10 protein-coding genes and 1 rRNA gene are annotated in these 11686 nt (G+C 68.1%); 5 read left to right on the top strand and 6 right to left on the bottom strand.

What is annotated here, in order from left to right:
• From ACJH5R_RS19910 to ACJH5R_RS19900, 3 genes are all read right to left on the bottom strand, one after another.
• Positions 1-530 (bottom strand): 16S ribosomal RNA (locus ACJH5R_RS19910); the annotation flags it as partial.
• Positions 531-908: 378 nt separating this feature from the next.
• Complete coding sequence (gene tyrS / locus ACJH5R_RS19905; protein WP_406782661.1) at positions 909-2177, bottom strand: tyrosine--tRNA ligase; 1269 nt, start codon at positions 2175-2177, stop codon at positions 909-911.
• A 17-nt stretch (positions 2178-2194) separates the two neighbouring features.
• Positions 2195-2806: a DNA-3-methyladenine glycosylase gene (locus tag ACJH5R_RS19900; RefSeq protein WP_406782660.1), complete on the bottom strand. Its 612-nt coding sequence runs from the start codon at positions 2804-2806 to the stop codon at positions 2195-2197.
• A gap of 70 nt (positions 2807-2876) precedes the next feature.
• On the opposite strand from ACJH5R_RS19900, the gene ACJH5R_RS19895 reads away from it, so the two are divergent.
• Genes ACJH5R_RS19895 through ACJH5R_RS19885 form a run of 3 tightly spaced genes read left to right on the top strand, consistent with a single transcriptional unit; the run spans position 2877 to position 5019 of the window.
• Entirely contained in the window at positions 2877-3635 is a 759-nt protein-coding gene (locus tag ACJH5R_RS19895; protein ID WP_406782659.1) for an ABC transporter ATP-binding protein, read from the top strand.
• Positions 3569-4399 (top strand): ABC transporter permease, encoded by an 831-nt coding sequence (locus ACJH5R_RS19890; RefSeq protein WP_406782658.1) that lies wholly within the window; start codon positions 3569-3571, stop codon positions 4397-4399. Before ACJH5R_RS19895 ends, ACJH5R_RS19890 begins: the two co-directional genes overlap by 67 nt.
• Positions 4396-5019, top strand: coding sequence for a TetR family transcriptional regulator (locus tag ACJH5R_RS19885; RefSeq protein WP_406782657.1), 624 nt, complete (start codon positions 4396-4398; stop codon positions 5017-5019). Before ACJH5R_RS19890 ends, ACJH5R_RS19885 begins: the two co-directional genes overlap by 4 nt.
• Here the strand turns inward: ACJH5R_RS19885 and ACJH5R_RS19880 are convergent.
• Together ACJH5R_RS19880 and ACJH5R_RS19875 are read right to left on the bottom strand one after the other, a co-directional pair.
• Positions 4985-5212 (bottom strand): Trm112 family protein, encoded by a 228-nt coding sequence (locus ACJH5R_RS19880; RefSeq protein ID WP_406782656.1) that lies wholly within the window; start codon positions 5210-5212, stop codon positions 4985-4987. The two genes, ACJH5R_RS19885 and ACJH5R_RS19880, sit on opposite strands and share 35 nt — an antisense overlap.
• Complete coding sequence (locus tag ACJH5R_RS19875) at positions 5209-8193, bottom strand: acyl-CoA synthetase (protein WP_406782655.1); 2985 nt, start codon at positions 8191-8193, stop codon at positions 5209-5211. The genes ACJH5R_RS19880 and ACJH5R_RS19875 overlap by 4 nt, the downstream gene beginning before the upstream one ends.
• Before the next feature lie 115 nt (positions 8194-8308).
• Between ACJH5R_RS19875 and ACJH5R_RS19870 the strand changes: the two genes are divergently transcribed.
• The gene (locus tag ACJH5R_RS19870) at positions 8309-10090 is read left to right on the top strand and encodes an ABC-F family ATP-binding cassette domain-containing protein (protein ID WP_406782654.1); all 1782 of its coding nucleotides are present in this window, start codon (positions 8309-8311) and stop codon (positions 10088-10090) included.
• A gap of 43 nt (positions 10091-10133) precedes the next feature.
• Here the strand turns inward: ACJH5R_RS19870 and ACJH5R_RS19865 are convergent, their stop codons facing one another.
• Complete coding sequence (locus ACJH5R_RS19865; protein WP_406759945.1) at positions 10134-10793, bottom strand: M15 family metallopeptidase; 660 nt, start codon at positions 10791-10793, stop codon at positions 10134-10136.
• A gap of 125 nt (positions 10794-10918) precedes the next feature.
• Between ACJH5R_RS19865 and ACJH5R_RS19860 the strand changes: the two genes are divergently transcribed.
• Positions 10919-11686: a siderophore-interacting protein gene (locus ACJH5R_RS19860; protein ID WP_406782653.1), complete on the top strand. Its 768-nt coding sequence runs from the start codon at positions 10919-10921 to the stop codon at positions 11684-11686.

Here is an 11686-nt window from a genome sequence, read left to right as displayed (position 1 = left end):
CCCTACGTATTACCGCGGCTGCTGGCACGTAGTTGGCCGGTGCTTCTTCTGTACCTACCGTCACCCCAAGAAGAATCTTGGAGCTTCGCCGATACTGAAAGAGGTTTACAACCCGAAGGCCGTCATCCCCCACGCGGCGTCGCTGCATCAGGCTTGCGCCCATTGTGCAATATTCCCCACTGCTGCCTCCCGTAGGAGTCTGGGCCGTATCTCAGTCCCAGTGTGGCCGGACACCCTCTCAGGCCGGCTACCCGTCGTCGCCTTGGTAGGCCATTACCCCACCAACAAGCTGATAGGCCGCGGGCCCATCCCACACCGCAAAAGCTTTCCACCACACACCATGAAGCGCGTGGTCCTATTCGGTATTAGACCCAGTTTCCCAGGCTTATCCCAAAGTGCAGGGCAGATCACCCACGTGTTACTCACCCGTTCGCCACTCGAGTACCCCCGAAAGGGCCTTTCCGTTCGACTTGCATGTGTTAAGCACGCCGCCAGCGTTCGTCCTGAGCCAGGATCAAACTCTCCAAACAAAAACCATTTGGAAACAATCCCAAAACATCAGTCAAAAACTGACATCAAAAAAACGCCACACCCCCAACACGGGGCGCCAAAGGCATGGCAAAAACAACAACAAACAAAAACCACCAAACACACTATTGAGTTCTCAAACAACACGCCCGACTGAGCGCGCAACCTACCCGCGGTGTTTAACCGCTTGCAGGCCATGCGGACAGTCAGAATCCGTCGTGATTCTCTCGAATCTCTCCGGGGTGTCTCTGGGGCTTCCGTTTCCGGCGCTCCCTGCGACGTGGATTAAGTTACGCGAGGGGAATCTTAGAGTCAAATCCGCTGGTCAGGCCGATATTTCAAGATCAACCTGTGTCGACGGTCCGGCCGCCAGACCCTCACTAGACCCTCTCAATACCCGCCACGTTGCGCTTACCGCGGCGCAACACCAACCACCGGCCATGCAGGAAATTCTCGGGCTGCGGTGTCCATTCCTCGCTGTCGACGCGAACGTTGTTCACCGAGACGCCGCCCTCGCCGATAGTGCGCCGGGCCGCGCCCCGACTTGCCGACAGACCGGTGGCGACCAAAAGGTCGACAATTCCGTCTGCGGCGCCGGGCTCCAGCTGCGCCACCGAGGTCTCCTGCAGTGCCGCCGTCAGGGTGGATTCGTCCAATCGGGTCAGCTCGCCCCGGCCGAACAGCGCCTGGCTGGCCAACTCCACCGCCTCGGTCGCCGCTTCCCCGTGCACCAGGGTGGTGAATTCCCGGGCCAGGGTGCGTTGGGCGGCGCGCTCATGCGGGCGCTCCGCGGTCGCCTCTTCCAACGTGGCCAGCTCCTCGGCCGACAGGAAGGTGAACCAGCGCAGGTAACGGATCACGTCGGCGTCGGCGGTGTTGAAAAAGTACTGGTACCAGGCGTAAGGGCTGGTCATCTCCGGGTCCAGCCACAAACTGCCGCCGCCGGTGGACTTGCCGAATTTGGTGCCGTCGGCGGCGGTGACCAGCGGCACGGTCAACGCATGCACGGTCGCGCCCAGTTTCTGGCGCACCAGCCGCACCCCGGCGATGATGTTGCCCCACTGATCCGAGCCGCCGAGCTGCAGCGAACAGCCGTAGCGCTGCTGCAGCTGCACGTAGTCGTTGGCCTGCAGGAGCATGTAGCTGAACTCGGTGTAGGAGATGCCCTCATCGAGTCGGCGCCGGATGGTGTCGCGGTCCAGCATCACGTTGACGGAGAAGTGTTTGCCCACGTCACGCAGGAATTCCACCGCCGACAGCGGCGCGGTCCAATCCAGGTTGTTCACCACCACCGCACCGGTCGGGCCGTCGTCGAAGTCGACGAAGCGCTCCAGTTGCCCGCGGATCCGCTCGGACCACTCGGCCACCGTGTCGGCGTTGTTCAGGGTGCGCTCGCCGCTGTCCCGGGGGTCGCCGATCAGCCCGGTGGCCCCGCCGGCCAGCACGATGGGCCGGTGCCCGGCCCGCTGGAATCGGCGCAGCGCCAGCAGCGGCACCAGGTTCCCGGCGTGCAGGCTGGGCGCCGTCGGGTCGAATCCGGCGTAAACCGTGATCGGCCCGCCCTGCACCGCAGCGGTCAGTGCATCCAGGTCAGTGGACTGGGCGATGAGTCCGCGCCAGTTCAGCTCGTCGAGAATCGTCGTCGGCATGGGTCGATTTTCCCGGATCAGTCCGAGGCGCCCGGCGCCGGTGCCCGCGGGCTGCGTCGGTACGCCGAAACCTCGGACGTTCCGGGCGCCCACAGCCGCCACGGTCGGTCGGCCGCCTGGCTGACTCCGACCCGCGGTCCGGCCTGTGCCGTGACCGGCCCGCCGAACCGCAGCCGGACCGGACTGCCCGGGTCGAACAAGTCGATTCCGTTGTCTTCCATAGTGATTCCGAGCGCCGAGCAGAGATTTCCCGGGCCCCGCGCCAGCGCCACGTCGGGCACCGCCACACCGCGGCGGGCTCGGGCCAGCGGCTCGCCCCGGTCGACCACCGCTGCCCGCAGCAGCACCGCGGCGGCCGTCCCGTCCGGACCGCAGACCACGTTGGCGCAGATGTGCATGCCATAGCTGCGGTAGGTGTACAGGTGCCCGGGCGGGCCGAACATCACCGTGTTGCGGACGGTGGGACCACGGTAGGAATGTGCCGCCGGGTCCGGCCACGGGCCGTCCGGGACTCCGCCGTAGGCCTCCACTTCGACGATCGTCGCGTCAACCCCGCGGCAGGTGAGGGTGGCGCCGAGCAACCGCTGGGCAGCCGTGATCGGGTCCACGGCAAGCCGGCCAGCACTCACGCTCGGAGATTCTGCCTTGACCCACCGGCGGCTCTTGACACGGCGTCGCGCCGGGCCGATTATTCATCGCATGATGATTTCATCGCGTGATGAATTCTGCGGTTCGGGTCCGGCCGTCGCGATCGATCACCTGCGGGTGGTACGCGGTAAGCGGCCGGTGCTGCACGACCTCTCGGTGCGGATCGCCCCGGGCACCATCACCGGCCTGCTCGGGCCGTCTGGCTGCGGAAAGACCACGCTGATGCGCTGCGTCGTGGGGACCCAGCTCATCACCGACGGCCGGGTCGAGGTGCTGGGCAGCCCGGCCGGCTCCCCCGTGCTTCGCCGCCGGGTCGGCTACATGCCGCAACAGGCCACCATCTACGACGACCTGCGGGTGATCGACAACGTGCGGTACTTCGCCGCCCTGGCCGGGGTCGACGCCCGCGACGCGGACGACGCGATCGAGGCGGTGGATCTGCAGAAGCATCACGGCGATTACTGCGCCAACCTCTCCGGTGGGCAGCGCGCCCGGGTCTCGCTGGCCTGCGCATTGGTCGGCCAGCCGGACCTGCTGGTGCTCGACGAGCCGACGATCGGCCTGGACCCGGTGCTGCGCGCCGAGCTCTGGCAGCAGTTCGCCGCGCTGGCCCGGCGCGGCACCACGTTGCTGGTGTCCAGTCATGTGATGGACGAGGCCGACCACTGCGGCGATCTGCTGCTGATGCGCGAAGGCTGGCTGCTGGCGCGCACCACCCCGAACCGACTGCGAGAGGAGACCGGATGTCGATCGATGGAGGAAGCGTTCCTGTCCATCATCCGGCGCACCACCGCGCCCCGAGCCGGGTGACCGGGTTCCTGCAGTTGCGGCCGTTCACGGCCACCACCCAGCGAATCCTGCGGCAGCTCGCCGGTGACCGGCGCAGCGTCGCGATGATCCTGTTGGTGCCCAGCCTGGTCATCACGCTGATGTATTTCATGTTCTCGGGCGCCGCACACCCGCCGGGCACGCCGTCGCCGTTCAACGCAGCCTGCCTGATCCTGCTCGGCCTGTTCCCGCTGTTCCTGATGTTCGTCATCACCGCGATCACCATGCAGCGCGAACGCGCGTCGGGAACCCTGGAGCGCATTCTGACCACGCCGCTTCGCCGGATGGACCTGCTTGCCGCCTACGGAACGGCGTTCTCGATCGCGGCGGCCGCCCAGGCCAGCCTGGCGTGCGTGGTGGCGTTCGGGCTGTTGGGTTTCGACACCGTGGGCAGCCCGGCGTGGGTGTTCGGGATCGCGATCATCAACGCGGTGCTCGGTGTCGGCTTGGGCCTGCTGTGCAGCGCGTTCGCCCGGACGGAGTTCCAGGCCGTGCAGTTCATTCCGCTGGTTATGGTGCCGCAGCTGTTGCTGGCCGGGATCATCGTGCCGCGCGCGGCGATGCCCGATTGGCTGCAGTGGGTGAGCAACGCCATGCCGGCCAGCTACGCGCTCGATGCCTTGCAGCAGGTGGGCACCCACCCCGAGCTGACCGGCGTCGCGGTGCGCGACATCGTCATCGTGTTGGCATTCGCGGTCGCGGCACTGGGACTGGCCGCGGTCACGCTACGGCGACGGACGCCGTGATGGCCACCGAGCCGCACAGCCGTAAGCCGGGCCGCCCGTCGGGGGCCTCCGACACCCGGGACCGGATCCTGGCCGCAGCCCGGGAACTGTTCGCCCGCAATGGTTTCGCGAACACCTCTATCCGGGCGGTGGCCGCCGATGCGGGCGTCGACGCAGCGCTGGTGCACCACTACTACGGCACCAAACAGCAGCTGTTCGCCGCTGCGGTCGAGCTGCCGATTGATCCGATGACGGTGCTGGGGCCGCTGCGCGAGATGCCCGTGGAGCAACTCGGGCGCACACTGCCCGAACTGCTTCTGCCACTGTGGGATTCGCAGGCCGGAACCGGGCTGATCGCAGCGATGCGGTCGATGCTCACCGGAACCGAGGTGCCACTGGCCCGGTCGTTCTTCCGGGACATCGTGATCGCCGAACTCGCGCCGCGGATCGACGAACCGGCCGGATCCGGTGTGCTGCGTGCCGAGTTCGCCGCCAGCCAGTTGATGGGCGTGGTCGTCGCCCGCTACATCATCGGGCTGGAGCCCATCGCCTCGCTACCGGCCGCGGAGGTCGTGGCGATGATCGCCCCGACCCTGCAGCGTTATCTCACTGGGGATCTGCCGGGCCCGCTTGGGCGATGAGCAGGGCATGCTCGTCGTCGCCGACGGATTCGGCCTCGTCGATCAGCAGCACCGGGATGTCGTCGTCGATGCGGTAGGCGCGATGCAGGCGCGGGTTGTACAGCGCACCGGAGCCACCGGAACGCTGTACCAGCAGCAGTGGGCCGCGGTCGGCCGGGCAGACCAGGATGTCCAACAGCTCTTGGGCGATCACGGGCGGCCACCGGCCAGTTCGGCACGCACCGCGGCCGTCAGCCTTTTGAACTGCCGGGTGGTGGCATCGAAGTACCAGGCGTTGCGTCCGGCCTTGGGCAGCCCGGCCTCACGCAGCGCCCCCACCACCGGGCGGTACACCGTGCTCAGCGACAGATTCGGCACCAGATGGATGACATCGGGACCGACGCCGGACGGCAGAGCGGCCACCGCCTCGCTGAGGTCGGCGGCGGTGACCGAAGCGCCCGGTTGCACCGTCACCGCCGACACCACCAGGTCGGCCCCCTCGGTCGGCACCCGATAGGTCACCGCCAGGTCGACGCCGGTGACCGCGCCGAGGGCATCGGTGATCACCACCGGGAACGCGATCCCCCGGGCGGTGCGGATGCTGGATGCGCGCCCGCCCACCAGCCAGTAGTCGCCGTCGGCGTCGCGCCGGAACAAGAACTCCGTGGAGATCCACGTGTCGGCCGGCGCGAACACACCCCGCTTGACCGAGGCGGACGGGTCGATCGGTCCCCGCGGTTTGGCCAGCAGCACACCGACTTCATCGGTCTCGGCGACCCGCACGAACCCCCGGTCGTCTTCCAGGATCAGGTCGTGATCGGTGTCGTAGGCGGCCAGTTCCACATCCACCGCGCCGGGCAGCGGGCGGCCCTTGCTGCCGACCTTGGCGCCGGAGACGTTGGCCAGCACGGCCTGACCGTCCTTGGTGGCGAAGAACTCGACGACATGAGCCGGCGCGAACACCTCGGTGACCCGGTTCCAGAGGCCAACGGGCATACCGGAACCGATGAAGAGCCGGACCGGGTGGTTGCCCTGCAGGACGAAGTTCGGGTCGTCGATGACCTCACCGAGCATCGCCCAGGTGTAGGACACCACGCTGACGCCGTACTGACGGACCTCGGAGACGAACCGGTCCGGGTTCAGGCCACGCGACAATGCGATACGGGCCCCACCGACCACGGCACCACCGAGGCTGACCAACAGTCCGGACTCGTGGTGCAGCGGCGTGAGGCAGTACACCGTGTCGTTGGGGCCCAGGGCCGCTGTCGACGCCGTGCCGAACGCCGAGAGCGCCCAGCGGAAGTTGGTGATCTGCTTGGCCACCAGCTCGCCGGCCGCATTGCCGAAGGCCACGAACGCCAGATCGCGGGCGAAACCCGGATTCGGCCGATACCAGCCGGGCAGTTCCACGGCGTCCGGATCGATCTGTTCCATGTCGATGACGTCGATGTCGGTCGGCAGATCCAGGTCGCGGGCTTCACCACCGCCGAGAACCAGCACCTGGCAGTCCAATTCGCGGGCGGCCGCGCCGACCAGCTCGAGAGTCTCCGGGTCGACGATGATGTCGGAGATGCCGCCCAGGCCGGCCGCGGGCAGCATATCCCCGTCGGTCGGCATCAGCACGGCCACCGCACCCAGCCGGGACAACGCGGCGATCGCGACCAGGGCACTGGGCCGGGTGGCCATCGCCACACCGACGTGGACGCCTTGGCGCACTCCGACGTCGATCAGGCCGCGGACGACGTTGTCGATGCGCTTGTTGACCGCCTCGTAGGTGTGCACTCGCCCGTCGAACAGCAGGAACTCGCCATCGGGTGAGTCCGCGGCCTGTTCATCGATGATGCGGCCCAGCGAGATTCGGGTGTGGTCGTTGATCTGTCCGAGTCGGGCCAGCCGGGGCAGGGTGCGCGCGGTCTCAACGGCCATGGTGCGCACCGACTTCTGCGCCGCCACCATGGCGTCCGCGGCGCCGCGCGCCAGCGTCAGCGCGACCTCGGAGGCCTCGCCCAGTCCGTGCGCGATCCGCGATGTCATCGCGACGCCACGCTTGGCGCCTTCGGATGGCTGCGCGGACATCAGCGCCACCCCCGGCGGCTGCGGGCCCATCCCGGACTGCCACAGCACCCAGCGCGCCACCGTCGGCCAGGTCAGTTCGGCGGCCTTGGAACCCACCACAAGACCGAAATGGCCTGCCCGCAGCAGATACTCGAAGACCTTGGCATCGGGTGCGGCACGGCGGATCCCCCGCACCGCCGCCGGCTGCCCGATGTCATCGACCTCGCCGACGAATGCCAGCACCGGGCAGGTGATGTCGGTGAGCGTGACCAGTTGCCCGTTGATGGCGAAACCACCGGTCATCATCCGGTTGTGGGCGATGAACTGCTTGAGCAGCTCGGAGATCGCCGGACCCGACCAGGCGATCCAGCCCTCGGACTCCAGGAAGCGCCGCTGCGCCTCACGGGGCAGCAGGGCCTCCCGGTCGTGCAGCTGGCGCAGGAAATCCATCCGGGCCTTCGCCGTCTTGAGCGGGTCCATCATCTGGAAGCCCAGGCGGGCCTGCCATCCCGAGATGTCCAGCCGGTTGAAGACGTGGTCGGCCATGAAACCGGCCACGCCGGAGGCCAGGTTGGGCGGTAGTCCCATCGGCAGTGCGGCCAGGGTGTCCACCGGCGAACCGAACGCGATGATGCTGGCGATGTTCTTCGAATGCCGGTATGCCCCGGTCTGATAGGCGAACATTCCGCCCTGGGAGTAGCCGGCCAGGTGCACGTCGCGTCCGGTGGTCTCGGCGACGGTGTCGATGGCCTGGCTCAGGCCGACGATGTGGTCGGCCAGGTTGCGGCGCATGCCGCCTTCGATCTGGTCCGGCGAGCCGAAGTCGATCACCCACGGATCCACCCCGGCGTCGTGCAGGATGCCGACCGCGCCCTCATCGAGGGTGACGTCCCACATGTTTGCCGACATCATCATCGGGTGCACCAGCAGCACCGGCGGTCCGGGCTGCGGCTGTCCCGGCCGGCTGTCCGGCGGGAAGTACCGCCGCAGCTTGTACATCGGGGTGCTCTCGACGATCTGGAACGGTGACGGCACGGTCCCGGTCTCCAGGCCGCCCCAGCGCAGCACCTCCAGGCCGTTCTGTGCGGTGGCCATCAGCCACTCGACCGGCCGGGTGATGGCCGACAAGTTCAGATCCACCGCTGCTCCCCTACTTCGCGCACGATCCCGGAATGACGTGCACATTCTGGCACATCAGGGCCATACGTCCGGCTGGTTCACCATTCGCCAAGGGGCAGGCAGTACCGTTCCAGCGGTGGCACACCTGCTCGGAGCCGAGGCTCTTCACCTGCGGTACGCCACCGGTGTGGTGTTGGACTCAGTCACGCTCGGGGTCAACGACGGCGCCCGGATCGGGATCGTCGGCCGCAACGGCGACGGCAAATCGTCGCTGCTGCGACTGCTGGCCGGCGCCGCGACCCCGGATTCGGGCCGCGTCACCCGGCGCAGCGGTTTGCGGGTCGGGCTGCTGGACCAGGCCGACACCCTCGACCCCGACAGCACGCTGGGGACGTCGCTGGTCGGTGATCAGGCCGACCATGAATGGGCGTCCAGCCCGCGAATCCGTGACGTGGTCGACGGCCTGGTCTCCGACATCGCCTGGGACGCAACCATCTCCGGGCTGTCGGGAGGTCAGCGCCGACGAGTGCAATTGGCGGCCTTGCTGATCGGCGAATGGGACGTGATCTGCCTCGACGAGCCGACCAACCACCTCGACGTGGAGGGCATCACCTGGCTGGCGCGGCACCTTCAGCAGCGCTGGGCCCGCAGTTCCGGCGGCCTGCTGGTGGTCACCCACGACCGGTGGTTCCTCGACGAGGTGGCCACCACCACCTGGGAGGTGCACGACCGGATCGTGGAGCCGTTCCAGGGCGGCTACGCGGCTTATGTGCTGCAGCGGGTGGAGCGCGACCGGATGGCCGCGGCCAGTGAGGCCAGGCGCCAGAACCTGTTGCGCAAAGAGCTGGCCTGGCTGCGCCGGGGAGCGCCGGCCCGCACCTCCAAACCGAAGTTCCGCATCGAGGCGGCCAATGCGCTGATCGCCGACGTCCCGCCGCTGCGCAACGACGTCGAGCTGATGAAGCTGGCGACCGCGCGGCTGGGCAAGGACGTCATCGACCTGCTCGATGTGTCGGTCTCGTTCGACGGCAAGCCGGTGCTGCGCGACGTGGAATGGCGGATCGGCCCCGGCGAGCGCACCGGAATCGTCGGCGCCAACGGTGCCGGGAAATCCACTCTGCTCGGTCTGATCGCCGGCACGGTGGTGCCCGACAGCGGCCGGGTTAAACGCGGCAAGACGGTGCGACTGGGCATGTTGGACCAGCAGTCGGCGGAGCTGGCGACGCTGGCCGAAGACCGGGTGGCCGACGTGCTGGGCCGGCTGCGCAACGACTACCAGGTCGACGGCAAGGAGATGACGCCCGCCCAGCTGTTGGAGCGACTCGGGTTCGGCAGCGCTCAGCTGTCGGCGCGGGTGGGCGAACTCTCCGGCGGCCAGCAGCGGCGATTGCAGTTGATGCTGACCCTGCTCGCCGAACCGAACGTGCTGGTGCTCGACGAGCCCACCAACGACGTCGACACCGACATGCTGACCGCCACCGAGGACCTGCTGGACTCCTGGCCGGGCACCTTGATCGTGGTCTCCCACGACCGGTATCTGCTGGAGCGGGTCACCGACAATCAATACGCGATTCTCGATGGGCAGCTGCGGCACCTGCCGGGCGGTGTCGACGAATATCTGCAGCTGGCCGCCGACGCGCGTCGGGCGCCGGCGTCGCGGCCCGCAGCTGCGGCCGCCGAGGGGCCGGGACCGCTGTCGGGAGCGGAACTGCGTGCGGCACAGAAGGATCTGGCCGCCGTCGATCGCCGGCTGGCGCGGCTGGCCGAGCAGATCGAGGCCAAGCATCATGAGCTGGCCGACTTCGACCAGTCCGATCATGTGGGCCTGGCCGGGCTCACCCGGGAGCTGAGGGCGCTGGAGGCCGAGGTGGCCGAGCAGGAGGGCCGTTGGTTGGAACTCTCGGAGCTCCTTGACTAACCCCGAATAGCCGTTTTCGGCGACAGGTGTGGCTTTCGTCGCGTCAGCGCCGCTCAAAGTGCTGGTAGTCCACCGGCGACTTCCAGTTGCCGCCCCAGCGCCACCCGGCGTCGGTGAAGGCGCGGACCGCGGCGTCACCGGCATGCAGCAGGCCCGGCTCGATCCGACGGCGATCCAGGTAGACCCCGGCGTTGCGCGGCTCGAACTTGCCGTGGTCGACCGACGGATTCAGCAGCGGGTTGACGTCGATGGCACGGCCGTAGGCGTGTAGCGCCCAGTTGCCCGAGCCCGGGATGCGCCGGCAGTTGAACGCCGAGGTGTTGTTGTCCTCCATCGACAGCTCGTCGTCGCCGCCCCGATAGTGGGCCACCGGTTGCATCCGCTCGATCGGGAACTCCAGCCGGTAGAGCCGGTCGAATACGGCGATGACCTGCGGAACCAACTCCTGGTTCACGATCAACTCACCGCGGTGCGGCCGGTCGTCGAAGCCGAGATAGGTCAGCGTGACGCGCCGCAGCTGCGCGGGGGTGACCGGGCAGTCGCGGTGCCAGGTCGGGCCGAGCTCGGCGGCCGTGACGGCTGCGACGCTGGCCGGCTCGGGCGCGGCATTGCGGGGCGAGGATGCCGCCGGCGCCGGGGTGGGTTCCGGCGGTGCGCCACCGGTGCACTGTGCCAGCAGCCCGCAGAGCGCGATCGCCGTCACCAGGCGCCCCGCGGTCGAGATGTTTCGGCTGCCGTTGATCCATTCACGCTAGCGCAGCGCCGGATCTGCTACTGTCGCGGCTTAGGTAAGGCATGCCTAATTTAAATCGACTCACTGGAGACCCCGTGGCACCCCTCCTCGACTCGTTACCCCTCGTCAGCACCCTGCGCGAGGCGCTGCTGCTGTCCGCAACCGTCGGCGAGATCGAACAGCTGACACCGACCATGCGCCGCATCCGGTTCACCGGTCCACGACTGCGAGGCCTGACCTGGACGCCGGGTCAGCATGTCCGCCTGCAGGTCGCCGGTCTGCTCGATTCGGTGCTGCGGCTGCATCCCCACGACGCCCTGCGCACCTATTCCATCTACGACGCGGATCCCGGCGCCGGAACGCTCGACATCGTGATGTGCCACCACGGTTACGACCGGGACGCCGTGACGCCGGCCCGGCGGTGGGCGACCGCCGCGTCGCTCGGGGACCACGTCGATTTCACCCGGCCGCAGGGCAACTTCGTCGTACGCCAGGACGCTGCCTACCACGTGTTCGCCGGCGATGAGACGGCATCGGTCGCCTTCGCCGCGATGCTGCGATCGCTGCAGCCCGACGCGAAGGTGTACGGCGTCATCGAGGCGGCGACCGAAGCCGATCACCTTCCGCTCCCGCGGCCCGTGACCCGCCTCGAGCGCGGTGACTCCTCGGCGGCGAACTCCCCCGTTCTCGCCGACGCCCTGCGCAACCTCGACCTTCCCGACCACCCCGGCATCGCCTACCTCGCCGGTGAGGCCCGCACCATCCAAACCCTGCGAAAGATTCTGATCACCGAACGCGGCTGGGATAGACGCCGCATCCGCACCAAACCGTTCTGGACTCCCGGCCGTACCGGCATGGAGTGA

Source organism: Mycobacterium sp. SMC-19 (assembly GCF_045310815.1).
Classification (GTDB): domain Bacteria; phylum Actinomycetota; class Actinomycetes; order Mycobacteriales; family Mycobacteriaceae; genus Mycobacterium.
This window is presented reverse-complemented; position numbering and strand designations above follow the sequence as displayed.